Annotated in this window: 24 protein-coding genes; 11 read left to right on the plus strand and 13 right to left on the minus strand. The window is 67.4% G+C overall.

The genetic code is table 11. The annotated features are described in order from the left end of the window. Positions 1–10: 10 nt before the first annotated feature. Positions 11–3,619 (plus strand): hypothetical protein, encoded by a 3,609-nt coding sequence (locus G4G00_RS15040; RefSeq protein WP_164274728.1) that lies wholly within the window; start codon positions 11–13, stop codon positions 3,617–3,619. A gap of 318 nt (positions 3,620–3,937) precedes the next feature. Next, a complete protein-coding gene (gene rpoH / locus G4G00_RS15045; RefSeq protein ID WP_108751041.1) occupies positions 3,938–4,813 on the plus strand; it encodes an RNA polymerase sigma factor RpoH in 876 nt (291 codons plus the stop codon). A gap of 127 nt (positions 4,814–4,940) precedes the next feature. Here the strand turns inward: rpoH and purD are convergent, their stop codons facing one another. The 4 genes from purD to purH are packed head-to-tail and all read right to left on the minus strand — an operon-like array spanning position 4,941 to position 9,790. Beyond that, entirely contained in the window at positions 4,941–6,224 is a 1,284-nt protein-coding gene (purD, locus tag G4G00_RS15050; protein ID WP_164274731.1) for a phosphoribosylamine--glycine ligase, read from the minus strand. Positions 6,225–6,271: 47 nt separating this feature from the next. After that, on the minus strand, positions 6,272–7,306 hold the full coding sequence (locus G4G00_RS15055) for a virulence RhuM family protein (protein WP_108754344.1): 1,035 nt from the start codon (positions 7,304–7,306) through the stop codon (positions 6,272–6,274). A 16-nt stretch (positions 7,307–7,322) separates the two neighbouring features. Then, positions 7,323–8,189 carry a hypothetical protein gene (locus G4G00_RS15060; protein ID WP_108754343.1) on the minus strand — a complete coding sequence of 289 codons (867 nt, stop codon included), beginning with the start codon at positions 8,187–8,189 and terminating at the stop codon, positions 7,323–7,325. Between the two features lie 17 nt (positions 8,190–8,206). Further along, positions 8,207–9,790 (minus strand): bifunctional phosphoribosylaminoimidazolecarboxamide formyltransferase/IMP cyclohydrolase, encoded by a 1,584-nt coding sequence (purH, locus tag G4G00_RS15065; protein WP_108754342.1) that lies wholly within the window; start codon positions 9,788–9,790, stop codon positions 8,207–8,209. Positions 9,791–9,971: 181 nt separating this feature from the next. On the opposite strand from purH, the gene G4G00_RS15070 reads away from it, so the two are divergent. From G4G00_RS15070 to G4G00_RS15095, 6 genes are read left to right on the plus strand one after another with little or no spacing between them, the layout of a single operon-like run. Further along, positions 9,972–10,589 (plus strand): CDP-alcohol phosphatidyltransferase family protein, encoded by a 618-nt coding sequence (locus tag G4G00_RS15070; RefSeq protein ID WP_164274733.1) that lies wholly within the window; start codon positions 9,972–9,974, stop codon positions 10,587–10,589. Between the two features lie 24 nt (positions 10,590–10,613). Further along, positions 10,614–12,365 carry a bifunctional alpha/beta hydrolase/class I SAM-dependent methyltransferase gene (locus G4G00_RS15075; RefSeq protein ID WP_164274736.1) on the plus strand — a complete coding sequence of 584 codons (1,752 nt, stop codon included), beginning with the start codon at positions 10,614–10,616 and terminating at the stop codon, positions 12,363–12,365. A gap of 23 nt (positions 12,366–12,388) precedes the next feature. Further along, the gene (locus G4G00_RS15080; protein WP_199911455.1) at positions 12,389–13,699 is read left to right on the plus strand and encodes a phosphatase PAP2/dual specificity phosphatase family protein; all 1,311 of its coding nucleotides are present in this window, start codon (positions 12,389–12,391) and stop codon (positions 13,697–13,699) included. Next, a complete protein-coding gene (locus G4G00_RS15085) occupies positions 13,696–14,133 on the plus strand; it encodes a hypothetical protein (protein WP_108754338.1) in 438 nt (145 codons plus the stop codon). The genes G4G00_RS15080 and G4G00_RS15085 overlap by 4 nt, the downstream gene beginning before the upstream one ends. Positions 14,134–14,143: 10 nt before the next feature. After that, positions 14,144–14,773 carry a lysophospholipid acyltransferase family protein gene (locus G4G00_RS15090; protein ID WP_108754337.1) on the plus strand — a complete coding sequence of 210 codons (630 nt, stop codon included), beginning with the start codon at positions 14,144–14,146 and terminating at the stop codon, positions 14,771–14,773. Further along, a complete protein-coding gene (locus G4G00_RS15095; RefSeq protein ID WP_164274739.1) occupies positions 14,770–15,762 on the plus strand; it encodes a phosphatidate cytidylyltransferase in 993 nt (330 codons plus the stop codon). Before G4G00_RS15090 ends, G4G00_RS15095 begins: the two co-directional genes overlap by 4 nt. A 120-nt stretch (positions 15,763–15,882) precedes the next feature. Here G4G00_RS15095 and fis read toward each other — a convergent pair whose 3' ends face one another. The 3 genes from fis to prmA all read right to left on the minus strand — a co-directional run bounded on the left by fis (position 15,883) and on the right by prmA (position 17,985). After that, on the minus strand, positions 15,883–16,158 hold the full coding sequence (fis, locus tag G4G00_RS15100) for a DNA-binding transcriptional regulator Fis (RefSeq protein WP_108751030.1): 276 nt from the start codon (positions 16,156–16,158) through the stop codon (positions 15,883–15,885). A gap of 114 nt (positions 16,159–16,272) precedes the next feature. Further along, positions 16,273–17,022: a DUF3426 domain-containing protein gene (locus G4G00_RS15105; RefSeq protein ID WP_164274743.1), complete on the minus strand. Its 750-nt coding sequence runs from the start codon at positions 17,020–17,022 to the stop codon at positions 16,273–16,275. Positions 17,023–17,064: 42 nt separating this feature from the next. Beyond that, the gene (gene prmA / locus G4G00_RS15110; protein WP_164274868.1) at positions 17,065–17,985 is read right to left on the minus strand and encodes a 50S ribosomal protein L11 methyltransferase; all 921 of its coding nucleotides are present in this window, start codon (positions 17,983–17,985) and stop codon (positions 17,065–17,067) included. Positions 17,986–18,135: 150 nt separating this feature from the next. Here prmA and G4G00_RS15115 point away from each other — a divergent pair, with 150 nt between their 5' ends. Both G4G00_RS15115 and G4G00_RS15120 read left to right on the plus strand, forming a co-directional pair. After that, positions 18,136–19,101 (plus strand): hypothetical protein, encoded by a 966-nt coding sequence (locus G4G00_RS15115; RefSeq protein ID WP_164274746.1) that lies wholly within the window; start codon positions 18,136–18,138, stop codon positions 19,099–19,101. Next, positions 19,098–19,472 carry a hypothetical protein gene (locus tag G4G00_RS15120; RefSeq protein WP_108754332.1) on the plus strand — a complete coding sequence of 125 codons (375 nt, stop codon included), beginning with the start codon at positions 19,098–19,100 and terminating at the stop codon, positions 19,470–19,472. Before G4G00_RS15115 ends, G4G00_RS15120 begins: the two co-directional genes overlap by 4 nt. Positions 19,473–19,585: 113 nt before the next feature. On the opposite strand, the gene accC is transcribed toward G4G00_RS15120, so the two are convergent. From accC to G4G00_RS15145, 5 genes are all read right to left on the minus strand, one after another. Continuing rightward, the gene (gene accC, locus G4G00_RS15125) at positions 19,586–20,953 is read right to left on the minus strand and encodes an acetyl-CoA carboxylase biotin carboxylase subunit (protein WP_010481079.1); all 1,368 of its coding nucleotides are present in this window, start codon (positions 20,951–20,953) and stop codon (positions 19,586–19,588) included. Positions 20,954–20,963: 10 nt separating this feature from the next. Next, a complete protein-coding gene (accB, locus tag G4G00_RS15130; protein ID WP_108754331.1) occupies positions 20,964–21,443 on the minus strand; it encodes an acetyl-CoA carboxylase biotin carboxyl carrier protein in 480 nt (159 codons plus the stop codon). Positions 21,444–21,502: 59 nt separating this feature from the next. Next, the gene (gene aroQ / locus G4G00_RS15135) at positions 21,503–21,946 is read right to left on the minus strand and encodes a type II 3-dehydroquinate dehydratase (protein WP_108763040.1); all 444 of its coding nucleotides are present in this window, start codon (positions 21,944–21,946) and stop codon (positions 21,503–21,505) included. 78 nt (positions 21,947–22,024) lie between these two features. Beyond that, on the minus strand, positions 22,025–22,162 hold the full coding sequence (locus G4G00_RS15140; RefSeq protein WP_164274749.1) for a hypothetical protein: 138 nt from the start codon (positions 22,160–22,162) through the stop codon (positions 22,025–22,027). A 21-nt stretch (positions 22,163–22,183) separates the two neighbouring features. After that, entirely contained in the window at positions 22,184–22,906 is a 723-nt protein-coding gene (locus tag G4G00_RS15145) for a DOPA 4,5-dioxygenase family protein (RefSeq protein ID WP_108754329.1), read from the minus strand. Between the two features lie 156 nt (positions 22,907–23,062). Here G4G00_RS15145 and G4G00_RS15150 point away from each other — a divergent pair, with 156 nt between their 5' ends. After that, positions 23,063–23,893, plus strand: a complete 831-nt coding sequence (locus tag G4G00_RS15150) for an isocitrate lyase/phosphoenolpyruvate mutase family protein (protein ID WP_108754328.1) — start codon at positions 23,063–23,065, stop codon at positions 23,891–23,893. A gap of 143 nt (positions 23,894–24,036) precedes the next feature. On the opposite strand, the gene G4G00_RS15155 is transcribed toward G4G00_RS15150, so the two are convergent. Next, the gene (locus G4G00_RS15155; RefSeq protein WP_164274752.1) at positions 24,037–26,088 is read right to left on the minus strand and encodes a TonB-dependent receptor; all 2,052 of its coding nucleotides are present in this window, start codon (positions 26,086–26,088) and stop codon (positions 24,037–24,039) included. Between the last annotated feature and the right edge of the window lie 208 nt (positions 26,089–26,296).

A 26,296-nucleotide genomic window follows, 5' to 3' on the forward strand; every position in this document is an offset into this window, starting at 1 on the left:
GGAGAGGGCCATGATCAAGACGACCGCACTCATCACCCTGGCCACCGCGCTGCTGCTGCCTTCGGCCTGGGCGCAGACCGCAGCGCCCGCGCCGGAAGTGCCGCAGACCCTGTGCGGTGCCGAAGGCTGCCGCCGCGGCAACGACCTGCTGCTGCAGGTGCACGGCGACCCGACCCCGCAGACCGTGCCAACGCCCGCCGACGCGCGCGCGGCCGCACCGGGTGGGCAGTTCGTGACCGAGCTGCCTGACGGCGCGGTGGTGTGGGCCACCGAAGATCCGTCGCTGTCGGCGCCGGTGCTGAACGTGCAGACCGGTTCCATGGCGCCGTTCGAGAACGGGCGCCTGACCAAGCCGCTGCGCTTCCATGGCTACAACAACTACGCCTCGTTCATCGAACGCATCGAGATCACGCTGTATCGCGGTTCCGATACCGATCTGGTCACGCCGCTGGCGCGCATTCCCATGCCGGTGGACTACGTGGGCAACACCGAATGGGATGGGCAGCTGCCGGCCGGGCTGAACCTGCGCGAGGGCGACGAACTGCAGTACATCGCCCGCGCCTACGGCCACGATGGCGCGTTCGACGAAACCAGCGCGCAGCGCTTCCAGCTGGTGCTGCCCACCGACTACGAACGGGGCACCCAGCAGGTGCGCGACAACGTGCAGAAGACCCTGGGCAAGGTGCTGAACGGCGAGGAGGCACGCGATCAGCAGCTGACCAATGACATCTATGGACAGAACGCGCTGCGCCAGCAGAACATCGCCATCTACGGCTCGCGCGTGCGCATCTACGGCCGCGGCCTGGCACCCAACGCGCGCGTGCTGATCAACGGGCAGAGCTTCCCGGTGGATCTGGAGCAGAAGTTCGCCGCCGAATTCCTGGAGCCGATCGGCCAGCACCGCTACCAGGTGGAAGTGGAAGCGCAGGACGCGCCGCCCCTGCAGCGCACGCTGGATGTGGAGGTGACCGGCAGCTACCGCTTCCTGGTGGCGCTGGCGGATGTAACCCTGTCCAAGAACAGCGCCAGTGGCAACCTGGACCCACTGGTGGCCGACCAGGACCGTGATGACAGCTTCCTCAGCGAAGGCCGCCTGGCGTTCTACCTGAAGAGCAAGCTGCGCGGGAAGTACCTGGTGACCGCGCAGGCCGACACCTACGACCGCGAGTTGAAGCGTCTGTTCAGCGGCTTCCTGGATGCCGATGCGCGCGATGTGTTCCGCCGTTTGGACCCGGACCAGTACTACCCGGTGTACGGCGATGATTCGACCACGTACCGGGACGTGGATACCCAGGGCAAGCTGTACGTGCGCGTGGACTGGGACCAGAACCAGGCGCTGTGGGGCAACTTCGCCACCGGTTTCACCGGCACCGAGTACGGCCAGTACGTGCGCTCGCTGTATGGCGCGGCCCTGAGCTGGCGATCGCGCGCGACCACCCCGCTGGGTGATCCGCGCTCCTACCTGAAAGCATTCGGCTCGGAGGCGCAGTCGGCGCTGGGCCACAGCGAATTCCTGGGCACCGGCGGCAGCCTGTACTACCTGCGCCACACCGATCTGCTGCCGGGCTCGGAACAGGTGGTGCTGGAAGTGCGCGACCGCACCACCGGCCGTACCGAAGTGCGCAGCACCCTGCAGCGCGGCGTGGACTACGAAGTGAACGAGATCCAGGGCCGCATCCTGCTGACCCGTGCGCTTTCGCAGATCACCCGCGAGAACGTGCGCACGCTCACCCGCGACACGCCGTTGGACGGCTACGACCAGGTGCTGCTGGTCGATTACGAGTACGTGCCGGTGGGCTTCAGCACCGACGATGTCAGTGCCGGCCTGCGTGGCAAGCAATGGTTCGGTGACCACGTGGCGGTGGGCGGCACCTACGTGGACGAAAACCGCAGCGGCGACGACTACAGCCTGATGGGTGCCGACCTGACCCTGCAGGCTGGGCGCGGTACCTACCTGAAGCTGGAACAGACCCGCAGCGAAGCCACCGCCGCGCCGATCTTCTATTCGGACAACGGCGGCCTGAGCTTCATCCAGCGCAACCCGGTGAACGCGGCGCGCAAGGGCGATGCGCGCGCGGTGGAAGCACGGGCCAACCTGCGTGAGCTGGGCTGGACCACGCAGGACTGGAGCTTCGGCGCCTGGTGGCGCGACGTGGATGCCGGCTTCTCGGTATCGCGCATGGACACCGGGGTGGCACTGGAAGAGTACGGCGCCGAGTTCCTCGGCTACTTCACCGACAACCTGAGCCTGTATGGCCGCCAGAGCCGCGCCGAACGCGGCGACGTGGCGCTGGAACAGTCGCAGCTGACGCTGGACTGGCGGCTGGGCAACAACGGCCAGCTGGGGGCGGAGCTGCGCCGGGTGCGCGAAGAGAATGCAGGCGTGGACGTGGATGGCACCCTGGCCGCATTGAGCTACCGGCAGCGCTTCGGCGCCAAGTGGGAGCTGTACGGCACCGGCCAGCTGACCGTGGATGATGATGGCGGCGCATACGAGGACAACAACCTGTTGACCCTGGGCACGCGCTATCTGTTCGGTGATCGTTCCAGCGTGGGCGCCGAAGTGAGCAGCGGCAGCCGCGGCGACGGCGCCAAGCTGGAAGCCGAGTACTGGATGACCCCCGAACACAGCTTCTACGGCAACTACAGCTACAGCACCGACCGCACCACCACCGACCCGCTGTACGACACCGGCCTGCAGTCGGGCTGGACGCTGGGCCAGCGTTGGCGCCTGAGCAACCAGGTGAATGTGTTCAACGAAAGCCAGTACCTGAAGGACCGGCGCGAGGACACCGCGGGCCTGGTCAACACCTTCGGCATGGATTTCTACCCGGCGCAGGGCTGGAACCTGGGCTTCAGCGTGATGGACGGCAAGCTGGACGCCACCACCGGCCGCGTCGATCGCCGCGCCTACAGTGTCAGCGGTGGCCGTACCGACGCCAACACGCAGTGGACCAGCAAGCTGGAATACCGCCGCGACCAGGGCGCCGAACAGCGCGAGCAGTGGGTGACCACCAACCGCCTGCTGTACAAGATCAACGAGGACTGGCGCATCGCGCTGCGCGCCAACTACGCCGATACCCAGGACAGGATCAATGCACTGGCCGATGCCAAGCTGGTGGAATCCAACCTGGGCTTCGCCTGGCGCCCGCACGACAACACGCGCTGGGCCGCGTTCGGCAAATACACCTATCTGTACGACGTGGCGTCGCTGGGCCAGGAAGGCGGCAACGTGTACGACCAGAAGTCGCAGATCATCTCGCTGGAGGGTGTGCGGCAGATCGGCGAGCGCTGGGAAGTGGCGGCCAAGCTGGCCGCGCGCTGGGGCGACTACCGCACCGGCCGCGGCGAAGGTCCCTGGCTGGACAGCCGGGTGAATTTCTCGGCGCTGCAGTTGCGCTACCGGCTGTGGTCGCAGTGGGAAGGCCTGGCCGAGTACCGCTGGCTGGATGTGCGCGACGGCGGCGACAAGAAGGGCTGGCTGCTGGGCGTGGACCGGCAGGTCGGGCAGAACTTCAAGATAGGTGCCGGCTACAACTTCACCGAGTTCAGCGACGACCTGACCGAGCTGCGCTACGAGAGCAAGGGCTTCTTCCTGAACCTGTCCGGCTACTATTGAGCGCTCTTGCCATCGCCTGGGTTGCCGGGCCTGGCCCGGCACACCGGGCTGGGGCCGTCTGGGCCTGAATGACCGGCAACATTGCCGGGCTGAATGGGGCGGGTTGGTGGGATTTTGCGGCCCAAAAGCACAATTCATCCACCGGTTTGTACGTAAGTGATTGTTTTGGAATGGTTTGATGCGTTCTGGGGCGTGCTCGCCATTGTCATCAATTCGCGATAGGGTAGGGATGTTGAACGGCCCATTGTTTCGCCTGCGGAACACTGGAACTTCCTACCGCTTTAGCAGTCCAAAACCCGGACTGCTAAGATGAGCCCTATGAGCCAGAACACCTCTACTGCCCTTGTGGCAAACAATCTCCCGATTCCCAGTGCGCTCGGTTCGCTGGACGCCTACATCGGTGCCGTGCACCAGATTCCGGTGCTGTCGGTCGATGACGAACAGGACCTGGCCCGTCGTTTCCGCGACGGTGACGATCTGGACGCTGCGCGCGAGCTGGTGCATTCGCACCTGCGCTTCGTGGTGCACGTGGCCCGCGGTTACAACGGCTACGGCCTTGCGCTGGGCGACCTGATCCAGGAAGGCAACATCGGCCTGATGAAGGCGGTCAAGCGCTTCGACCCGGATATGGGCGTGCGCCTGGTGTCCTTCGCAGTGCATTGGATCCGTGCCGAGATGCACGAGTTCATCCTGAAGAACTGGCGCATCGTGAAGGTCGCCACCACCAAGGCGCAGCGCAAGCTGTTCTTCAACCTGCGCAAGTCGAAGACGCGCCTGGGCTGGATGAACGCGGCCGAAGTGAGCGCGGTGGCCAAGGACCTGAACGTGTCCGAGCGCGAGGTGATGGAAATGGAATCGCGCCTGTCCGGTCGCGATATCGGTTTCGATGCGCCCAGCGATGAGGACAACGAACACGCCCCGCCGTCGCCGGCCGCGTTCCTGGTTGCCAACGACGAAGACCCGTCGATGGCCTACGAGCGTGCCGACAGCGAAGACAACCAGCTGCAGCTGCTGCGCGAAGGCCTGGCCGAGCTGGATGCCCGCTCGCGCGACATCATCCGCCGCCGCTGGCTGGACGCCGACAGCAAGGTGACGCTGCAGGAACTGGCCGATGAGTACGGCGTTTCCGCCGAGCGCATCCGCCAGGTCGAAGCGAACGCGCTGAAGAAGATGAAGGCGCTGTTCAACGCGTAACGCGGTGGAGCGTTGCAAACAGGAAAGGCCCGGCAATGCCGGGCCTTTTTCGTTTGGTGGGGTTCATCCGCGCCATGTGCGATCAACCTCCGGTAGAGCCACGCCATGCGTAGCTGCACCCCGCACCTCACCCCTCGCGTGCGATCGCGCGCCAGCCGATGTCGGTGCGGTGGAACTCGTTGGCCCAGCTCACCTTGGCCACGCCGGCATAGGCATTGGCCTGCGCGTCGCGCACGCTGTCGCCCAGCGCGGCCACGCACAGCACGCGGCCGCCAGAGCTCAGCACCTGGCCCTGCGCGTCCAGCGCGGTGCCGGCATGGAACACCTTGGCGCTGGCCGGCACATCGGCCAGGCCGGAAATCACATCACCGGTGATCGGCGATTCCGGGTACGGCCTGGCGGCCAGCACCACGCCCAGCGACGGGCGCGGGTCCCACTGCGCGTCCACCTGGTCCAGGCGACCGTCGATGGCCGCTTCCACCAGGTCGACCAGGTCGGACTGCAGGCGCAGCATCACCGGCTGGGTTTCCGGATCGCCGAAGCGCACGTTGAACTCGATCACCTTCGGTGCGCCGCTGGCATCGATCATCAGCCCGGCATACAGGAAGCCGGTGAACGGAATGCCGTCGGCAATCATGCCCTGCACGGTCGGGTTCACCACCTCGCGCATCACCCGCGCATGCACTTCGGCGGTGACCACCGGGGCCGGCGAATAGGCGCCCATGCCGCCGGTGTTCGGGCCGGTATCGCCGTCGCCCACGCGCTTGTGGTCCTGCGAGGTGGCCATCGGCAGCGCATGCACGCCATCGACCATGGAAATGAAGCTGGCTTCTTCGCCATCGAGGAACTCCTCGATCACCACGCGCGCACCGGCATCGCCGAAGGCATTGCCCGACAGCATGTCGCGCACGGCGTCTTCGGCCTCGGCCAGGGTCATCGCCACGATCACGCCCTTGCCGGCGGCCAGGCCGTCGGCCTTGACCACGATCGGGGCGCCCTTGTCGCGGATGTAAGCCAGCGCCGCGTCAACTTCGGTGTGCACGGCGTAGAACGCGGTGGGAATGTTGTGGCGGGCCAGGAAATCCTTGGCGTAGGCCTTGCTGCCTTCCAGCTGCGCAGCGGCGGCGGTCGGCCCGAAGATGCGCAGGCCGGCGGCGCGGAAGCGGTCGACGACGCCGGCCACCAGCGGCACTTCCGGGCCCACCACGGTCAGCGCCACGCCTTCGGCCTGGGCCAGCGCCAGCAGGCCGTCGATGTCGGTCACCTTCACCGCCACGTTGCGGCACTTGTCCTCGGTGGCGGTGCCGGCATTGCCGGGCGCCACGAGCACTTCACTGACCTGGGGGGATTGGGCCAGCTTCCATGCCAGGGCGTGTTCGCGGCCGCCAGAGCCGATGACGAGGATTTTCATTGAGGGGGGATCCTGGGGGCAGAAGTGAAAGGGATCGGGGGAATCAATCAGCTGTTTTTCTTGATCGAAGCCAGGCGTCTTGCCTCAGCCGTGAGGTCCGCAAGATCAAGCACGGCGTCGCGCTCGGACGCGATCATTGCGGAAGCGCGTCGTGCAGCGTCAAATTCGGCGTAGCGCTCTGTGATGATCGCTTCCATCTGTTGATTGGACACACGGCCGGGGCCATCGAGAATGGCGCGCTCGTTGAAATCAAGGAAGCGATCGGTCTGCTTGATCCAGTCCACCATACGGGTTTCGATTCGTCGCTCGGCGCGATCTTCAGCGAAATCAAGGAACATGGAGACCAGACGGTTGAGCTGTTCGAGCTCTTGCTGGAGCAGGTAATTCTTGGAAACCACTGCGTCGCACTTGCGGGGTCTGTCGCCGGTCCAGTTGGTCAGGCCCATGTGAGGGGCGTTGGAGTCGGCGCGTTCCACGATCAGCTGTGCGGCAGTGCGGCCCGTGACAGCGTAGACCAGCTTGTTCTGGATGGTGGCAAAGAAGGTTTTGGCGGTCGCTGCGCTACCGTCGTAGTCGCTGCTGCTGGCTTTGAACAGATCGCGTAGGGTCTGGTAGAAGCGCTTCTCCGAACTGCGGATATCGCGGATGCGACTCAGCAGTTCCTTGAAGTAATCCGCGCGCTCGGCATCCTTGAGTCGCTCGTCGTCCAGAAGGAAACCCTTGACCAGATACTCTGACAGGGTATCGCTGGCCCATCGACGGAACTGGCTTCCCCGGGGGGAGCGGACGCGGAACCCGACCGCCAGAATCATCTCCAATCGATAGAGCTGAACCGAGCGATTGACCGTGCGCGTGCCCTCGGTTTGAACTGTCAAGTAATCCTTGACGGTTCCCTCGGCCCTCAGCTCGTTGTCCTGCAGGATGTTACGGATGTGAAGGCTGACGTTCTGCTTGGTCGTGTCGAACAGCTCGGCCATCTCGCCCTGGGTCATCCACACCGTCCCTTCCGCAGCGCGCAGATGCACCTCCGTCCGGCCATCGTCGGTACGGTAGAGGATCAGTTCGCCGAGGGGGCTGTTCATGGCCGGTCGCGGTGCCTCACTCGCAGCCCTCGCGCAGCAGCGCGGCGGGGAAGGAATAGGTCCACGTCTTCGGGTCCAGGGTGAAGCGGTGCTGCTGGCGCACGGCGGTGCCACCGCAGGTGCTGCCGGTTTCCTCCACCAGCAGCGGCCAGACGCGCGCGCTGCGGTCGCTGTCGTCGAAGCGCTGGTTGAAGTCGATGTTGAATACCTTGCTGCGGCAGTCTTCGGCCGCATCGGCGTCGTCGCAATCGTAGGCGGCGCCATTGTCGATATGGCTGCGCATGCTGCCGGTGTCGACCAGGCCCTTCGGGCCAGGCAGCACCAGCGATTGAGAGATCAGCGAATAGCCCTGGCCGAACCAGCCGTCTTGCACGCGGAAGCCGTAGAAATCGCTGCCCGCGCGCACGATCTGTACCGTGCCGGGCTGGCCGCTGCTGCCGTAGGTGCCACCGGTGAGCTCGGCGGCCACGTCGAAGCCGCTGGCGGTGGGCCGCAGCACGTAGAAGTCGATGGTGCCCGGTTCCGGGTGGCCGGCTTCGACCAGCGCGCCGCAGACGGCCAGCAGCTGCTGCCAGCTATCGCCGCTCACCACCGGCTGCTCGGCGCAGACCTGCCAGCTGACCGGGCGTGTTTCGCCGTCCTGGCTCCAGCTGCCGCGCCAGTCACCCGACAGCGCGGCGCCCTGGCCGTAACGCTGGGCCAGGAAGGCCTGCAGGCGGGCGGTGCGGCTGAGCGTGGAAGCCGGTTCGGCGGCCGCCGTCGTGGCGGCCGGCGCTGCAGGGGCAGCGGCCGGCGCGGGATCGGCGGCCGGCGTGCAGCCGGCCAGCAGGGCCGTGCCGGCGAAGGCGAGCACGGTGAGCGGTTTCAAAGAGACTGCAGACATCCGTGTCGCTCCCTGTATCAGTGGCGGAAGTGGCGAACGCCGGTGAACACCATGGCCAGGCCATGTTCGTCGGCGGCGGCGATCACTTCCGCATCGCGCATCGAACCACCCGGCTGGATCACCGCCTTGATACCGGCAGCGGCCGCGGCATCGATACCGTCGCGGAACGGGAAGAACGCGTCGGATGCCATCACCGAACCTTCGACCACCAGGTTGGCGTCGGCGGCCTTGATGCCGGCGATGCGTGCCGAGTACACGCGGCTCATCTGCCCGGCGCCCACGCCAATGGTGCGGTTGTCCTTGGCGTAGACGATCGCGTTGGACTTCACGAACTTGGCCACCTTCCAGGCGAACAGCAGATCGGTGAACTGCTTGTCGGTCGGCGCCAGCTTGCTGACCACCTTCAGTTCGTCGCGGGTCATGCCGCGGTTGTCCGACGACTGCAGCAGCAGGCCCGAGCCCACGCGCTTGCTGTCGAAGTTGTTCAGGCCATCACCGTGCGGGATGCGCAGCACGCGCACGTTGGCCTTCTTCTGCGCGTATTCCAGCGCGGCCGGCTCGTAGTCGGGGGCGATCAGCACTTCCACGAACTGGCGGTCCAGGATCACCTTGGCGGTGGCGGCGTCCAGCGGCTTGTTGAAGGCGATGATGCCGCCGAAGGCGCTGGTCGGGTCGGTGGCGTAGGCCAGTTCATAGGCATCGCCGTTGCCGGCACCCACGGCCACGCCGCACGGGTTGGCGTGCTTGACGATCACGCAGGCCGGCGCGTCGAACTGGCGCACGCATTCCCACGCCGCATCGGCATCGGCCAGGTTGTTGTAGCTCAGTTCCTTGCCCTGCAGCTGCTGGAAGGTGGCCAGCGTGCCCGGCACCGGGTACAGGTCGCGGTAGAACGCGCCGCTCTGGTGCGGGTTTTCGCCATAGCGCAGGTCCATCACCTTCACGAAGGTGGAATTCATCTGCGCCGGGTATTCGGCACGCACCGGCACGGCGGCGTCGGTGGCGGTGACCGCCGACAGGTAGTTGCTGATGGCCGCATCGTACTGGGCCACGCGGTTGAACGCGGCCACCGAGAACGCGAAGCGGGTGGCGGCGCTCAGCTGGCCGTCGTTGGCATCCAGCGAGGCCAGCAGTTCGGCGTACTGCGACGGGTCGGTGGCCACCGCCACGCGGGCGAAGTTCTTGGCCGCCGAGCGCAGCATGGCCGGGCCGCCGATATCGATGTTTTCCACCGCGTCGGCCAGGCTGCAGTCGGCCTTGGCGGTGACCGCTTCGAACGGATACAGGTTCAGCACCAGCAGGTCGATGGCGCCGATGCCGTGCTCGGCCATCACCGCATCGTCCAGGCCCGAACGGCCCAGCAGGCCGCCATGCACCATCGGGTGCAGGGTCTTGACCCGGCCGTCCATCATTTCCGGGAAGCCGGTGACATCGGCCACGTCCTTCACGGCCAGGCCGGCATCGCGGATGGCCTTGGCGGTACCGCCGGTGGACAGCAGCTCCACGCCGCGCGCGGCCAGCGCAGTGGCCAGCTCGACCAGGCCGGTCTTGTCGGAAACGGAAAGGAGGGCCCGGCGGACGGGCAACAGATCAGCAGTCATGGGGACAGGGCAATCGGCAGCGGAGCGGGGCCGATATTGTAGTTCGTGGGGGCCGGTGGCGGGCGCTGCGCGGGGCGGTTTCCTGCCCCCGGTGCGTACAAACGCCCGTATCGGCATGCTGGGCCGGGCACGCCATGGGGTAGGCTATGCCGGAACTGCCAGGGATCAGCGGGTTCAGATCGTGTCGATCTATGCATTGAAAGGACGTTTCCAGGACCTGTTGCGTCCGGCCGTGCGCGGTCTGTACCGCCTCGGCATTACCGCCAACACGGTGACCGTGGCCGCCGCCGTGGTCTCGCTGCTGGTGGCCGCCGCCGTGTGGTGCTGCGCCCCGGCGCAATCGCTGCTGTACCTGCTGCTGCCGCTGTGGATGCTGCTGCGCATGGCGCTCAACGCCGTGGATGGCATGCTGGCCCGCGAGTTCGGCCAGCAGTCACGGCTGGGTGCCTATCTGAACGAATTGTGCGATGTGATTGCCGACGCCGCGCTGTACCTGAGCCTGCTCAGCGTGCCGGGCGTGAACCCGGTGGCGCTGTGGCTGCTGGCCTGGGCGGCGGCACTGAGCGAATACGCCGGCGTACTGGGCCTGATGGTCGGGGCCAGCCGGCGCTACGATGGGCCCATGGGCAAGAGCGACCGCGCCTTCGTGATCGGTGTGCTGGGCCTGCTGCTGGCCTTCGGCTGGGTGGGGGCCGCCACGGTGACGTGGGTGGCAGGCGTGGCCGCGCTGCTGTGCGCGGTGACGCTGTTCAACCGGGTGCGCCGGGGCCTGCAGGAATCGGCGGTCACACCGCAGTAAACACCACGACAATACGGAGATTGCATGCGTCAGGCGCAGGAACGGGAATTCCACAGCTTCGACCAGGTACCGCTGTTCTACCGGTACTGGGCGAGCACCACGGGCACCACGCCCAGCAAGGCCGTGGTGCTGCTGCATCGCGGCCACGAACATTCCGGCCGGGTCACCCACCTGGTCGATGAGCTGGACCTGCCCGATACCGCCTTCTTCGCGTGGGATGCGCGTGGCAATGGCCGTTCGCCCGGTGCGCGCGGCGATGCCCCCGGTTTCCCGGCGCTGGTCCGCGACCTGGACAGCTTCATTGGCCATATCGGCGCCGAGCACGGCATTGCGGTGGAAGACATCGTGGTGATCGCGCAGAGCGTGGGCGCGGTGGTGGCCGCCACCTGGGTGCACGACTACGCGCCGCGCCTGCGCGCGCTGGTGATGGCCTCGCCGGCGTTCAAGGTGAAGCTGTACGTGCCGTTCGCGCGGGCGGGGCTGGCGCTGATGCAGAAGCTGCGCGGCAACTTCTTCGTCAACAGCTACGTGAAGCCGCAGTGGCTGACCCACGACCCGGCGCGGGTGGAAAGCTACCGCACCGATCCGCTGATCACCCGGCCGATTTCGGTGCGCGTGCTGCTGGGCCTGTACGAGGCGGCCGACCGCATCGTGGCCGACGCGCAGGCGATCAGCGTGCCGGTGCAGCTGCTGGTCTCCGGTTCGGATTTCGTCGTGCACCGGGGCCCGCAGGACCGCTTCTACGAACGCCTGTCCAGCCCGATCAAGGAGCGCGTGCACCTGCCGGGCTTCTTCCACGACACCCTGGGCGAGCGCGACCGCGCGCCGGCGCTGGCACGCATCCGCAGCTTCGTCCAAGCGCGTTTCGCCGAACCACTGCGCGAACTGTCGCGCCGCGATGCACACCGCCACGGTCCGACCTTCGAAGAATCGGAGATTCTGTCGTGGCCGCCCGAACGCAACAGCCTGGCCGACCTGCGTTGGCGCTTCGTGCGTGGTGGCCTGCGTTTCGGCGGCACGCTGTCCGAGGGCATTGCCCTGGGCCTGCAGACCGGCTTCGATTCGGGCAGCACGCTCGATTACATCTACCGCGACCAAGCGCGGGGCAAGGGCCCGCTGGGGCGCATGGTCGACCGCAATTATCTGGATGCGATCGGCTGGCGCGGTATCCGCGTGCGCGGCCAGCACCTGCAGGAACTGCTGCGCGAGGCCGCCCAGCGCCTGCGCGGGCAGGGCACGCCGGTACGCGTGCTGGACGTGGCCGCAGGCCATGGGCGCTACGTGCTGGAAGCGCTGGGGCAGGGTGAACAGCGCGCTGAACGCATCGTGCTGCGCGATTTCAGCGAACTGAACGTGACCCAGGGCCAGGCCTTGATTGAACGCCTGGGGGCGGCCGATATCGCGCGCTTCGAACAGGGCGATGCGTTCGACCCGGCGCAGCTGGCGAAGGTGGACCCGGCGCCGACGCTGGCGGTGGTGTCGGGCCTGTACGAACTGTTCCCCGACAACGATGCGGTGCTGCGCTCGCTGCAGGGCATTGCCGCGGCCGTACCGGTGGGCGGTTACCTGGCCTATACCGGCCAGCCGTGGCATCCGCAGCTCGAGTTCATCGCGCGTGCGCTCACCAGCCACCGCGGTGGCGCGGCGTGGGTGATGCGCCGCCGCACCCAGCAGGAGATGGACGAGCTGGTGCGCCTGGCCGGGTTCCAGAAGGTGGCCCAGCGCATCGATGCGTTCGGCATCTTCACCGTGTCGCTGGCGCGCCGGGTCGGTTGATGTCTGCCGTCACTGCCGCCCCGGTGGCCCCTACGGCGCGCCCCTGGCGGCGCGCCCTGTTGTGGCTGGTGCTGCTGGGGCCGTTCTTCTTCGCCAGTTACGGCTTTGCGAACTGGATGGCCGGTCGCCAGACCGACGTGCCGGTGCTCGCCTTCGCCTGGGAAGCCCACGTTCCGTTCGTGGCCTGGACCATCGTGCCGTACTGGTCCATCGATCTGTTCTATGCCATTTCGCTGTTCCTGTGCCGGCAGCGGCTGGAACTGGACCGGCACGCGCTGCGCTTGTTCAGTGCGCAGCTGATCGCGGTGAGCTGCTTCCTGCTGTGGCCATTACGCTTCAGTTTCCAGCGGCCGGAGATCGACGGCGTCTTCGGCTGGCTGTTCGATGTGCTGCTGGGTTTCGACAAGCCGTTCAACCAGGCGCCATCGCTGCACATCGTGCTGCTGATCGTGCTGTGGGTGAAGTTCGCCCAGTACCTGCACGGCGCGTGGCGCTGGGTGCTGCATGGGTGGGCGCTGCTGATCGGCATTTCGGTGCTGACCACCTTCCAGCACCACTTCATCGATGTACCCACCGGGCTGCTGGTGGGCTGGCTGTGCGTGTGGCTGTGGCCCGACCAGGGTGTGCCACCGCTGCGCGCATGGCGCACCGCGCGCGACCCGAAGCGCTGGCGCCTGGCGCTGCTGTACCTGCTGGGGGCGGCCGTGGTGTTGCTGCCGGTGCTGCAGTGGCGCGGCACGGCGCTGTGGCTGCTGTGGCCGGTGCTGTCGCTGCTGCTGGTGGCGCTGGCGTATGCGGGGTTGGGCACGGCGGTGTTCCAGAAGCGCGCCGATGGCCGGCTGACCATGGCCGCACGCTGGCTGCTGGCGCCGTACCTGGCCGCTGCATGGATCAATTCGCGGCTGTGGACACGGCGTGCGCCGCAGCCGGTGCAGGTGGCCGACGGTGTATGGCTGGGGCGCCTGCCCAGCGGCCGCTTGCCGGCGCCGCTGCAGGGCGTGGTTGATACCTGTGCCGAGCTGTCCTGCCGCGCCCCGGGCGCGGTCTATGCCGGCGTGCCGATGCTGGACCTGGTGGTGCCCAGCGCTGCGCAGCTGCGCGCCGCCGCCGCCGCGATCGAGCGCCTGCACGCGCAGGGGCCGCTGCTGGTGTGCTGCGCGCTGGGTTATTCGCGCAGTGCCGCCAGCGTGGCGACCTGGCTGCTGTGCAGCGGCCGCGAGGCCGATGCCGCACAGGCAGTGGCGCGGGTGCGCCAGGCACGGCCGTCCATCGTGCTGCACGACGTTCACCTGTTGGCGATCGCGGCCGCTGCCGCACAGGAGACTACGGAATGAGCCAGGCCCCGGACCTGCCGATGATGCACCTGCTGCTGCGCCAGGGCCGCTGGCCCGCCGTGCTGTCGCTGGGACTGATGCTGGTGGGCCTGCTGCTGCTGGGTATCGAGCCGGGGCTGGCGATGATCGCCGCCGGCCTGGTGCTGCTGAGCGCGGCGCTGGGCCTGGTGCAGGCGTACTTCGCGGTGCGCGTGCAGTTGGATGCCAGCCTGCTGCAGTTGCTGCTGCAGGAAGGTCTCCAGGGCGAGGCGGCAGCACACCGGGTCGACCAGGCCCTGCACGTGGCCGGGCTGCGCCGGCTGCCGGCCGATGCGCCGCTGCGTGGCTGGGACGCGCGCTGGGCGGGCATGCGCGGCCTGCTGCTGCGCCAGTATCTGTTCACCGCGCTGCAGTTCGTGGCAGTGCTGCTGGCCGTGTTGTGGCCGCAGACCTGAGGGGAAGGTGATGTTCGCAAGAGTGATTGCCCGCGCCTGCAGTGGCGCCATCCATGTGCTGACCGGTGCGCGCGCGCTGTGGATCGGCTGCGCGCCCTCCAGCGACCACCGCGTGTACTACGGCAACCATGCCAGCCACGGCGACTTCGTGCTGATCTGGTCGTCGATGCCGCCGGCATTGCGCCGCCAGGTGCGGCCGGTGGCCGCAGCCGAGTACTGGCAGCGCGATGGCCTGCGCCGCTACCTGATCGATGCGGTGTTCAACGGCGTGCTGGTGGAACGCGAGGCGGCGCGCCGCCAGCAGGACCCCCTGCAGGTGCTGCGCGATGCGGTGGATGAAGGCTGTTCGCTGATCCTGTTCCCGGAAGGCACGCGCAACACCGGCGAGGAGCCGCTGCTGCCGTTCAAGAGTGGCATCTACCATCTGGCGCGGCAGCGCCCGGAACTGGAATTCGTACCGGTGTGGATCGACAACCTGAAGCGGGTGATGCCCAAGGGCCGCTTCCTGCCGCTGCCGTTGCTGTGCACGGCAACCTTCGGCGCACCGCTGCGGCTGCAGGCCGAGGAGGACAAGGCGGCGTTCCTGGCGCGCAGCCGGCAGGCGCTGCTTGACCTGGCACCGAACGGGGGCCGCGCATGAGCTTCTTGATCGATGTGTCCGGCGATCTGGCCACGCAGAGCGTGGGCCAGCAGACCGGTCTGCTGTTCGGCGGCATCGGCGCGGTACTGGTGCTGGCCACGGTGGTGGCCGAGACCCTGCGCTGGCGCCAGCGCGGCCAGCCCAGCGCGGTCATCGCCAACCTGGTCTCGCGCATCCGCGCGTGGTGGGTGATGGCGATCGTGGTGGGTGGCGCGCTGTTGTTCGGCCGCGCCGGGGTGATCGTGCTGTTCGCGATCATTTCGCTGTTCGCGCTGCGCGAATTCATCACCCTGGCGCCTACCCGGTCTGGCGATTACTACGCATTGCTGGCGGCGTTCTACATCGTGCTGCCGTGGCAGTACTACCTGGTGTGGATCGACTGGTACGGCATGTACACCCTGCTGATTCCGGTCTACGCGTTCCTGTTCCTGCCGATCCTGTCGACCATCGGCGGCGATACCACCCACTACCTCGAGCGCACGGCCAAGGTGCAGTGGGGGCTGATGATCTGCGTGTTCTGCATTTCGCACGTGCCGCTGCTGTTGAACCTGCAGGTGCCCGGCCATGACCCGGCGCGCAACGTGCTGCTGTTTGCCTTCCTGGTGATCGTGGTGCAGTCGTCCGATGTGCTGCAGTACATCTGGGGCAAGCTGCTGGGCCGGCACCTGATTGCCCCGAAGCTGTCGCCGTCGAAGACGGTGGAAGGGTTCGTGGGCGGGGTGCTGAGCGCCAGCGCGCTGGGTGCGGCGCTGTGGTGGATCACCCCGTTCACGCCGCTGCAGGCGTTCGGGCTGTCCCTGCTGATCAACCTGATGGGGTTCTGGGGCGGCCTGGTGATGTCGGCCATCAAGCGCGACCGCGGCATCAAGGACTGGGGGCACATGATCGAAGGCCATGGCGGCATGCTCGATCGGCTGGATTCAGTGTGCTTCGCCGCGCCGGTGTTCTTCCATGTGGTGCGGTATTACTGGAAGGCGGGCGGGGGCTGAGGGGTTCATCCACGCATGGCGTGGATCTACTGGGTAGAGTCGAGCCATGCTCGACTGCTCTTCGCGGATTGCCTCGCACAGGAGCAGTCGAGCATGGCTCGACTCTACACACCGGTGCGCTTACGCGCTGATGCCGTATTCCTTCAGCTTCTTGCGCAGGGTGGCGCGGTGGATGCCCAGCATGGCCGCGGCGCGGCTCTGGTTGCCTTCGCAGTGGTTGAGCACTTCCACGAACAGCGGAATCTCCATCTCGCGCAGCACGATCTCGTACACATCGTCCGCATCGCAGCCATCAAGGTCGCGCAGGTAGCGGCGCACGGACTGGGCTACGTGTTCGCGCAGCGGTGGCCGGGCAGCGCCACGACTGGTGTCAGGACGAGTGAGGACAGCGTTCAAGGGGGTTCCCGATCTGAAGGCCGGTGCGCGCGGTGCGCGCAGGCGGACGTGTGATTGGCCGTCAGTCTAGCGCGAGCGTGCCCGAGCTGCCACGGCCTGACGCCTCGACCTTGGTCAGAGGAACTCGAAGGTGAATGCGACGGTAGAGGCCGCCGGCTCCTGCACGCGGAACGCGACCCGCGCGCTCTGCCCGGGCTCCAGCGTGGCCGCCGGGGCCTCGCCCAGGTACTGCGCCGGGGTGAACACCCCGCTGCCGATCAGGCGGCCATCGGCATCGGACAACGACAGGCGAAGGTCCGGCCAGGCCTGTGCCCAGCGTGCGTCGTTGCGGATGCTGGCCTGCACCTGCAGCACGCCTGCCTGCCCCGGCAGGGGGCGGATCTCGCGGCTGGTCATGGTGAACGCCGTGGGTTCGCGCCAGGCCGGCAGGCTGCAGCGAAGCACGCCGCACAGTGCGCTGATCCAGGGCCGATGGCCGGCATCGGCGGCCAGGCGTGCGCGGTCGGCCAGCACGCTCTGCAGCACCAGCAGCAGGGCCAGGCCTGCAACCAGCGCCCAGTGCCAGCGCGGTGACGGTCGCGCGCGCGCGCGCGGACGCATGCCCAGGAAGCTGGGCGCCTCGCTGGCTACAGCCGCATCCACCGTGTCGCTTTCGGCACGGTCGGCATCGGCATCGGTACGTGCGATGGGTACCTCGATCGGGGCGAGCGACGGCGCGGTGTCCTGATCGTCGTCTGCTGCCTCGCCCTCCTGCAGCAGCTGCGGGGCGGCGTGGCCGGTGCCGTCGACAGGTGCGGCGTCGGCTCCCGGCGCAGTGCGCAGGAAGGTGGCCAGCGGGCGACGCGGCGGGTTCGGCTCGGACATCGTCAGGGCACCGGCTCGGATCCAGCGCTCATTCAACCACGATCAGGCGCGGCGTACGCCGGTGATGCGCATCCAATCGCCATCCTGGGTGGCCTGCAGTTCGTCGAACCAGACGGCATAGCGCTGCAGCAGTTCGCCTTCCTGGCCATGCAGGATGCCCGACAGGGCGATGCGGCCACCGGCAGCAACGCGTGCGGCCAGCAGTTCGGCCAGCGCATCCAGCGCCGAGGCGAGGATGTTGGCGACCACGATCGGGTAGGTGGCCACCGGTTCGTCCTGCGGCAGATAGACGTGCATGCGCGCCTGCTCGCCGTTGCGCTCGGCGTTGTCGGCGGTGGCCACGAGCGCCTGCGGGTCGTTGTCCACGCCGATCGCTTCGGCCGCGCCCAGCTTCAGTGCCGCCAGGGCCAAGATGCCCGAGCCACAGCCGAAGTCGAGCACGCGCTGGCCCTGCAGCTGGCCGTCCACGGCCAGCTGGTCCAGCCAGCGCAGGCACAGCGCGGTGGTCGGGTGGGTGCCCGAGCCGAAGGCCAGGCCCGGGTCCAGGCGCACGACGGCGGCATCGGCGGCCTGCGCGGCCTCCGGCAGGTCGTGGTTCCACGGCACGATCCAGGTGCGGCTGCCGAAATCCATCGGCTGGAACTGGTCCAGCCAGGCGCGTTCCCAGTCTTCGTCTTCCACGGCACGGAAGCTGCCGCCGCTCCAGTCCAGGTCCGGGTCGAACGCTTCCAGCGCCGCCAGCAGCAACAGCGCATTGCTGTCGGCCGGGAACAGCGCGCTCAGTACCAGGGTGTCCCACAGCGGGGTTTCGCCCACGCCCGGTTCGAGGATGGCCTGCTCGTTGCTGGTGTCGGCTTCGGCATCAAGCAGGGTGACGGCCAGCGCGCCCACGTCCTCCAGCGCGTTTTCATAGCGGGGCTGGGTGGCTTCGGTGCAGCGCAGGGTCAGTTCCAGGAACGGCATGGCGGTGGGGGCAATCGCGGGAAAGGGGGCCATGCTAGACCATCCGGCCGTCTCCGTATGCCCTGAGATGAACCGCAGCGGTTCAGACAGCGCTTCGGGGGCTTGCTAAAATGCCGGCTTTGCTGTGTCCCGCGTCCACTTCTGTCGCTCATGGCCTTCGCTCCCACCCTGAAAACCTGGTTGCTCGTGCTGCCCGCCGTGGCGGTGCTTGGCGTGGCCGGTTACCGGGCCAGCGGCCATGGCCACGCGCTGCAGGATGGCGTGGCGGTACCGATGGACGTGTCCGCATCGTCTGTGGGCGATGCGTTGGCGCCGGTGGTGCCCGAAGCGTTGGCCCGGCGTCTGTCGGGCGTCGAGCGCAGCACCGCGCTGCCGTCCGGTCTGCCGCTGGATATCCGCGCGGATATCGAAGGCGAGACCGATCTGTTCGCCTATGCGCAGCGCCTGCGCGTGCAGGCCGACAACGGCAACCATGAAGCGCGCTGGATGTTGAGCCGGGTCTACGACTACTGCGCGCAGTACGCGGTGGACCCGGGCGGCTACCGCCTGGACAACAACGTGCTGGCCGGGTTGGGGCTGAGCGCGGCGCCGGCCATGGTGCAGGCGCGCGAACGCGTGGCCCAGCGCTGCGGTGGCTTCGTGCCGGGCGACAAGCTGGGGCCGGCGCTGGTGATCGGCGAGCGCCGGCGCGCGGCGCAGGAAGGCAACCTGGCGGCGGAAGCATCGCTGCTGGCCGAAGGTGAGCCGCTGCAGGGCAGCGAGCAGTACCGCCGCGAGCTGGTGCAGCGCGTGCAGGCATCGCGCGATCCAGAGGCCTACATGGCGCTGGCACCGGCCATGGGCCTGCGTGCGGCCGGCGACAAGGCGATGACCGGCATGATTGCCGGCGAACAGTTGAGCGAGCTGGCCTGGCGCGTTGCCGCCTGCGAGCTGGGGCTGCCGTGCGGCGCCGACAGCGTGCTGGTGAACAGTTATTGCGCGAACGGAGGGATCTGTTCGCAGGGTGGAACGCAGGATTTCCGGGATTTCGTGTATGACGCCGCGGTTTCGCGGCAAGGTGCGGGGAAGATGAAAGAGTGGATCAAGCGATTGATTGGTACGGGAGCAGGGCGATGAACTACCGTCGTTTACTACATGGCGCCAAGTTCTGGTTCTGGGTGGTGTTGTTCGTGGCTTACTCGGCCGGTGCGGTCGGCTTGTTGATGATCGACACCTACGAAGATCGCTACCGGCACCTGTCGAAGGTGGAATTGACCACGGTGAAGGCGCAGGAAGCAGTGCGCCGCGCCGGTGCCAGCCAGGTCGCTGCGGTGTACCGCGCGCAGAGTGGGGTTCCGTTCGCTTCGTTGCCGGCCGGCAGCACCTTCCAGGTGGTCTGGCCCGATGGTTCCACCGAAACCATGGTGATCGTCGATCCGACCTCGCCCAATGGCGTGCGCCCGCTGGCCAATTCGCAGATTCCCGCCGAAGTGGCCGACAAGCGCTGACCCGCGCCCGGTAGCGCCGGGCCATGCCCGGCGGCGTTGCGCATCGTCGCCGCGCGCAACGGAAAAGGGCGGGGAAATCCCCGCCCTTCTCGTGTCCAGCGTTGGCTGCGCGATCAGGTCAATGCGATCGGCTTGTTCTTGCGTTCGGCCAGGCGCTTTTCCAGGTAGTGGATGTTCTGCCCACCGGCCTGGAAGCCCTTGTCACGCATGATGCGCTGCTGCAGCGCCACGTTGGTCTTGATGCCGTCCACCACCATTTCGCTCAGCGCCACCCGCATGCGGGCGATGGCGGTTTCGCGGTCCGGGCCGTGCACGATCAGCTTGCCGATCATCGAGTCGTAGTTCGACGGCACGCGGTAGCCACTGTAGATGTGGGTGTCCACGCGTACGCCGGGGCCGCCCGGCGGATGGAAGCCGGTGATGGTGCCCGGGCTCGGCACGAAGGTTTCAGCATCTTCGGCGTTGATGCGGCATTCGATGGCGTGGCCGGTCAGCACCACGTCGCTCTGCTTGATCGACAGCTTCTGGCCAGCGGCGATCTTCAGCTGCTCGGCCACCAGGTCGATGCCGGTCACCATTTCGGTCACCGGATGTTCCACCTGGATGCGGGTGTTCATTTCGATGAAGTAGAAGCGGCCGTCCTCGTACAGGAACTCGAACGTGCCGGCGCCGCGGTAGCCGATGCGGATGCAGGCTTCCACGCACACCTTGCCGATCTGCTCGCGCTGCTCGGCGGTGATGCCCGGTGCCGGGGCTTCTTCCACCACCTTCTGGTGGCGGCGCTGCATCGAGCAGTCGCGCTCACCCAGGTGGATGGCGTTGCCCTGGCCGTCGGCCAGTACCTGGATTTCCACGTGGCGCGGATTCTCCAGGAACTTCTCCATGTAGACCTCGCCATTGCCGAACGCGGCCTTGGCCTCGCTCTTGGTGGTTTCGATCGAAGTCTTCAGCGAGGCTTCGGCGTGCACCACGCGCATGCCGCGGCCACCGCCGCCACCGGCCGCCTTGATGATGACCGGGTAGCCGATCTCGCGGGCGATCTTGGTGTTGGCCACGATGTCTTCGCCAAGCGGGCCGCCCGAACCGGGCACGCACGGCACGCCGGCGGACTTCATCGCGCGGATGGCTTCGACCTTGTCGCCCATCATGCGGATGGTGTCGGCCTTGGGGCCGATGAAGATGAAGCCGGACTCCTCCACGCGCTCGGCGAAGTCGGCATTTTCCGACAGGAAGCCGTAGCCCGGGTGGATGGCCTGGGCGTCGGTGACTTCAGCGGCGGCGATCAGTGCCGGAATGTTGAGGTAGCTCTGCGGCGACGGCGCCGGGCCGATGCAGACCGACTCGTCGGCCATGGCCACGTGCTTGAGGTTGCGGTCGACCGTGGAATGCACGGCCACCGTGCGGATGCCCAGGGTGTGGCACGCGCGCAGGATGCGCAGCGCGATCTCCCCTCGGTTGGCAATGACGACTTTGTCGAGCATGGCGTGCCCCTCAGCCGATCACGAACAGCGGCTGGTCGAATTCCACCGGCTGGCCGTTCTCGCCCAGGATGGCGACGATGGTGCCGGACTTGTCGGCTTCAATCGGGTTGAACATCTTCATCGCTTCGATGATGGCCAGGGTTTCGCCTTCCTTGACCTGCTGGCCAACGGTGACGAAGGCCGGCTTGTCCGGAGCGGCCGAAGCATAGAAGGTGCCGACCATCGGCGAGCGCAGCACGTGGCCTTCCGGCAGGGCCGGGCCCGGCTTGGCGGTGCCGCCGGTGGAGGCTTCGGTGGGCGACTGCATCGGCATGGCCGGGGCCGCCGGGGCGGCCGGCGCGGCGTACACCGGGGCCGCGACCGGCGCGGCGTAGCCGGCCACCGGGGCGCGCGACAGGCGCACGGATTCTTCGCCTTCCTTGATTTCGATTTCAGCCAGGTTCGACTCTTCCAGCAGGTCGATCAGCTTCTTGATTTTGCGCAGATCCATGAGGGCCTCTTGGGTTTCTATCTAGGTGAGGAGGGCGCCATGGGCGCCCGGTTCGACAATCAGGTGGCCGACAGCCGCAGCAGGGCCGCGTCCATCGCGTAGCGGTAGCTGTCGGCGCCGAAGCCGCACACCACGCCCACCGCCTTGTCGCTGAAATAGCTGTGCTGGCGGAACGGTTCGCGGGTATGCGGGTTGGACAGGTGGATTTCGATGAACGGCACCGCCACCGCCGCCAGCGCGTCGCGCAGTGCGACCGAGGTGTGGGTGAAGGCGGCCGGGTTGATCAGGATGAAAGCGGTTCCGTCGGCGCGTGCGGCCTGTACGCGGTCCACCAGCACGTGCTCGGCGTTGGATTGCAGGCTGTCCACGGCGTGGCCGGCGGCGCCCGCCTGGGCAGCCAGGGCCTGGTCGATGTCGGCCAGCGTGGTGTGCCCGTAGACCTCCGGCTCGCGCGTGCCGAGCAGGTTGAGGTTGGGGCCGTGCAGGACCAGCAGCTTCGCCATGGAATCCGATCAACGGGAAAGGGCGGCAGTCTGGCGGAACCTGAGGATGGTGTCCAGTTCGGCGAAGTTTGCGGCGTTTCAATCGTTTGTTTGAAATTCGCCGAGGCCCTTGTGGCCGTATGCGGCAGGGCGGATCAAGGCTGGCTGAACGTTGTCATCGGCGGCGATGGCAGCACGTACGCCGACAATGGCCCCGGAGGGGTAGATCCGCGCCATGCGGGGATGAATGTACCGCGCTCAGGTCTCCAGCGGCACCGTGGGCACCACGTTGGGAAAGACTTCTTCCAGCGCTTCGGTTCCGCCCGGTGGTGGCGCGGGCCAGTTGTAGGCGTTCACCGGCTGCGCCCGGTTGACCCACAGCGCGTAGTGCAGATGGTCGGCACGGCCATCGCCGGTGTTGGGGTGGATGAGGATGGTCAGGCCCAGGCTGTTCAGCTGCAGCCACGGCACCAGCACCGGCAGCAGGTCGTTGCGGAAACCGAAGTAGAACGAGGGCGTTACGTGCGGGCCGCGCGGCTGCAGGTTCCAGTTGCCCAGTTCCACCGGAAAGCGCTCGACCACCCAGCGCCGCAGCAGTGCCGCCTTCTGGTAGCTGTCTTCGTCGAAATAGATATGCGCGTGGTAGCTCTTGATCTCGGTATAGGCGCGTGGCCGGTCGGGCAGTGGCGTTTCGCCCGGGCGGACGCTGGCCGGTCGCGGTGTGGCTTCGCTCACCGTGTCCTGGCCCCAGGGGCTGTGCCCCTGCGCGGGCGGCGGCACGATCGGGCGGAAGCCGGGGCGGCCCGGCTCGGTGGTGTTGGGCGCGGCGCTGGCAGCGCCGCCGGCACTGGCGCTGGCCAGCCCGCCCACCGCCACTCCGGCGGACGCCAGCAGGCGCCGGCGCACCGGTGAGCCCAGGTCAGCCCGCTGCGCATCGTGATCATCGCCAGTGGGCAGCTGCGTGCCAGCATCGATGGGCATGTCCGGACTCCTGAAGGGGGGGCTGCCACGGTTGCGCAGCGCCTGGCGCCGGTCCAATAAGCAGGCAGCATCACCTCATGAGAGCCACGCCATGTGGCGTTGAGTTGCGTGGGCCAGCGGGCTAGGGTGGCGCTGTCGCCACTCCGCCTGTCTGCCATGACCGCTACAGACGCCCAGACCCAGCGCAAGCGTGCCGCCTTCCGCCAGCTGCATGCGCAGGGTTGCTTCGTGCTGCCCAACCCGTGGGACGTGGGCAGTGCGCGCTATCTGCAGCGGCAGGGGTTCCAGGCCCTGGCCAGCACCAGTGCCGGCTGTGCGTGGAGCGAAGGCCGGCCCGACGGCGCGGTCTCGCTGCAGGCCACACTGGACCATCTGCGCTTGATGGCTGCGGCCACTGATCTGCCCTTGAACGCCGACTTCGGCGATGGTTTCGGCGCAACCCCCGATGACGTGGGCCAGGCGGTGACCGCAGCGCTGGACACCGGCATTGCCGCACTGTCGATCGAAGACGCCAGCGGTCTGGCCGATGCACCGTTGCGCCCGCTGGATGAGGCCGTGCAACGCCTGCGCGCCGCACGTGCGGCCATTGATCGCGCCGCCGCCGATGTGCTGCTGGTGGGGCGCGCAGAGAACTTCTTCGTGGGCGTGCCGGATCTGGACGATACGCTGCGGCGCCTGCGTGCCTACGCGGCCGCCGGTGCCGACGTGCTGTACGCACCGGGCATCACCACGGTCGAACAGATCCAGGCAGTGGTGGCCGCCGCGGACGGCACGCCGGTGAACCTGCTGGTGGGTGGGCCGACGGCGCTTACGTTGCGGGACATCGCGGCGCTGGGCGTGCGCCGGGTCAGCCTGGGCGGCGCGCTGGCCCGCGCGGCGTGGGGAGGATTGATGCAGGCCACCGACTCACTCGTGCGCGAGGGCCGCTTCGATGGGCTGCAGCAGGCCGCTGCCGGCGCCGCTCTGAACGACCTGTTCCGGTCGTAGCGGTCTATGCGAGGGACGCGGTAGATCCACGCCATGCGTCGATGGGGGCGCGCGCTGGGGTCGGAGCCCTTCGCTGCGCGAAGGAATCCGACCCCAGGGTCAGATCCCGTTGCCCCGCAACGGGCTCTGACCCCACGGTTTGATCAGAACCGCGCGGTGGCGCCGACGAAGAAGGTGCGTGCGCCGCCGTCGTAGTTGTTGCCTTCGTCGATGGTGGACACATCACCCACGTTCAGCACGCCGGCACGCAGGGTCAGGTTCTCGTTCACGTCGAAGCCGGTGACCAGGTCCCACGTGGTGTAGGCCTTGGCGAAGGTTGCGCTGGTGGCCGACACCAGCTGCTTGCCGATGTGCTGCGCACTGGCATTGAGCGACCAGGCATCGGTCACCTGCCACTCCAGCGAGGTGTTGGCGGTCAGTTCCGGTACCACCAGCAGGGTGGCGCCGGTGGTGCGGTTCTTCGATTCGAGCATGCGCGTGGCATTGGTGGTCCAGCTCAGGCGCTCATGCAGCGGCACGGTCACGCTGGCTTCCACGCCGCGGGTGCGCGCCTTCTGAATGTTCTGCGCCACCGTCCACCAGTAGCCGTTGACGAAGCTGGTGGTCTGGCCGGGAATCTGGCTCAGCGGCACCTGCTCGATCTTGTCGTCGAAGTTGGTCAGGAAGTAGGTGGCCGACGCCGACCAGCCACCCTGGTCGTAGCCCAGGCCCAGCTCGTAGTTGGTGCTGGTTTCCGGTTCCAGGTTCGGGTTGCCGGCCATGTAGCAGCCGCGCGTGCCATCGGCATTCACCGACGTGCTGCTCCAGCCTTCCACGGTCAACGCGCGGCAGCCGTTGCCACCGGACTGGGTGGCCGCGCCGGCGGTGCCCTGCTTCAGGTTGGGCGCGCGGAAGCCCTTGGAAATGCCACCACGTACGGTCCACGCATCGGCCGGGTGCCACACGCCGTAGATGCGCGGGCTCAGGTTGTCGTCGTAGTTTTCAGTGTTGTCCCAGCGCAGGCCCAAGGTCAGCACGAAGCGCTCGTGCAGGGTGATGTGGTCTTCGGCGAACAGCGCCCACGAATCGGCCTCGCTGGTGGGGCTGATGCGGCCGCTGCCGGTCCAGGTCACCGGCACGGTACCGATCGTGTCGCTGTTTTCCAGCTCCTCGCGCTTCCATTGCCCGCCCACGTTCAGGCTGTGCTCGAAGCCCCAGTGGAAGCCGGTGGTGAAGGCGGTATCGAAGACGGTTTCCTTCGAGTGGTTGCCCACCGTGCTGCCCTTGTCTTCGTAATCGTTCTGCACCAGCGTGGTCTTGGACGTGCTGGCATCGCCGTACTTGCCGTCATGGCTGAGCACGTAGCCGGTCTGCACCAGCTTGGACAGGCCCCAGCTGCTGACCGCGCCGGCGCCGCTGTTGCGCTGGGTGCCGCGCGAGGCTTCCACGCCCACGCTGTGGTTGTCGTTCACCCGCCAATGGAACTGCACGTTGGCATTTTCCGCCTTGTTGCCGGGCGTCTGCCGCGCGCCGCGGTCCGATTCGCGGTCGGTCACGTTGGCGCCCACGCGCACGCCCAGGTTCTGGGTGAGCGGGCCGCTGAACAGCGCGCCCATCTGCGTGGTGTTGCCGCGCGTATCCGAATCGGGCTTGCTGTAGTTGAAGGTGGCCGAGCCGCCCCAGTGGTCGGCGATCTTGCGGGTGATGATGTTGATCACACCGCCCATCGCGTCCGAACCGTACAGCGAGGACATCGGTCCGCGCACCACTTCGATGCGTTCGATCATGTCCGGCGACAGCCAGTTCAGATCCTGCGGGCCCAGGTCATCGCGGTAGTTCACGCCGGCCGAGCTGCCCTGGCGGCGGCCGTCGATCAGGATCAGCGTGTACTGCTCGGGCAGGCCGCGCAGGCGGATCTTCGACTGCGCACCGGACAGCGCATAGCCGCCGGTCACGCCGGGCACGGTGCTCAGCAGCTGGCCGATGCTGCTGACCGGCTTGCGCTCGATCTCCTCGCGGGTGATCACGCTGATGCTTGCAGGGGCATCCTTGATCCACTGCTGGGCACCGGTGGCGGTGACCACCACGGTGTCCAGCTGGCGCGCCGAGGAGGCATCGGCGCTGGCATCAGCATGGGCATGGGCGGCCAGCGCCAGACCGATCGCGGCGGTCAGGGTGGCAATGGAACGGCGGCAGTTCGGTGAGGCGTGCGACATCGCGCAGGTGCTCCTGTAAGAGGGTCCACTGGCGATGGCTGGGACGTCCGTGTGTGGGGGTTTCAGTATTCCTTAACAATCGTATCACGAATCATTCGCATTTGATGCGGGGCGATACACAAGGCCACGATCGGCCCTGTGGGGTGTCAATCCAGCTGAAATCAGCGTCCTGCCATGAGCACTGGTGGAAACATGGGCATTAGTTACT

Source organism: Stenotrophomonas sp. B1-1, from assembly GCF_010894375.1.
GTDB lineage: Bacteria > Pseudomonadota > Gammaproteobacteria > Xanthomonadales > Xanthomonadaceae > Stenotrophomonas.

Bases quoted from the DNA above. Each gene is read 5' to 3' on its own strand.
- G4G00_RS15040 (WP_164274728.1), top strand. From the start codon at position 11: ATGATCAAGACGACCGCACTCATCACCCTGGCCACCGCGCTGCTGCTG.
- rpoH (WP_108751041.1), top strand. From the start codon at position 3,938: ATGAGCCAGAACACCTCTACTGCCCTTGTGGCAAACAATCTCCCGATT.
- purD (WP_164274731.1), bottom strand. From the start codon at position 6,224: ATGAAAATCCTCGTCATCGGCTCTGGCGGCCGCGAACACGCCCTGGCA.
- G4G00_RS15055 (WP_108754344.1), bottom strand. From the start codon at position 7,306: ATGAACAGCCCCCTCGGCGAACTGATCCTCTACCGTACCGACGATGGC.
- G4G00_RS15060 (WP_108754343.1), bottom strand. From the start codon at position 8,189: ATGTCTGCAGTCTCTTTGAAACCGCTCACCGTGCTCGCCTTCGCCGGC.
- purH (WP_108754342.1), bottom strand. From the start codon at position 9,790: ATGACTGCTGATCTGTTGCCCGTCCGCCGGGCCCTCCTTTCCGTTTCC.
- G4G00_RS15075 (WP_164274736.1), top strand. From the start codon at position 10,614: ATGCGTCAGGCGCAGGAACGGGAATTCCACAGCTTCGACCAGGTACCG.
- G4G00_RS15085 (WP_108754338.1), top strand. From the start codon at position 13,696: ATGAGCCAGGCCCCGGACCTGCCGATGATGCACCTGCTGCTGCGCCAG.
- G4G00_RS15090 (WP_108754337.1), top strand. From the start codon at position 14,144: ATGTTCGCAAGAGTGATTGCCCGCGCCTGCAGTGGCGCCATCCATGTG.
- G4G00_RS15095 (WP_164274739.1), top strand. From the start codon at position 14,770: ATGAGCTTCTTGATCGATGTGTCCGGCGATCTGGCCACGCAGAGCGTG.
- G4G00_RS15105 (WP_164274743.1), bottom strand. From the start codon at position 17,022: ATGTCCGAGCCGAACCCGCCGCGTCGCCCGCTGGCCACCTTCCTGCGC.
- prmA (WP_164274868.1), bottom strand. From the start codon at position 17,985: ATGCCGTTCCTGGAACTGACCCTGCGCTGCACCGAAGCCACCCAGCCC.
- G4G00_RS15115 (WP_164274746.1), top strand. From the start codon at position 18,136: ATGGCCTTCGCTCCCACCCTGAAAACCTGGTTGCTCGTGCTGCCCGCC.
- G4G00_RS15120 (WP_108754332.1), top strand. From the start codon at position 19,098: ATGAACTACCGTCGTTTACTACATGGCGCCAAGTTCTGGTTCTGGGTG.
- accC (WP_010481079.1), bottom strand. From the start codon at position 20,953: ATGCTCGACAAAGTCGTCATTGCCAACCGAGGGGAGATCGCGCTGCGC.
- accB (WP_108754331.1), bottom strand. From the start codon at position 21,443: ATGGATCTGCGCAAAATCAAGAAGCTGATCGACCTGCTGGAAGAGTCG.
- aroQ (WP_108763040.1), bottom strand. From the start codon at position 21,946: ATGGCGAAGCTGCTGGTCCTGCACGGCCCCAACCTCAACCTGCTCGGC.
- G4G00_RS15140 (WP_164274749.1), bottom strand. From the start codon at position 22,162: ATGGCGCGGATCTACCCCTCCGGGGCCATTGTCGGCGTACGTGCTGCC.
- G4G00_RS15145 (WP_108754329.1), bottom strand. From the start codon at position 22,906: ATGCCCATCGATGCTGGCACGCAGCTGCCCACTGGCGATGATCACGAT.
- G4G00_RS15150 (WP_108754328.1), top strand. From the start codon at position 23,063: ATGACCGCTACAGACGCCCAGACCCAGCGCAAGCGTGCCGCCTTCCGC.
- G4G00_RS15155 (WP_164274752.1), bottom strand. From the start codon at position 26,088: ATGTCGCACGCCTCACCGAACTGCCGCCGTTCCATTGCCACCCTGACC.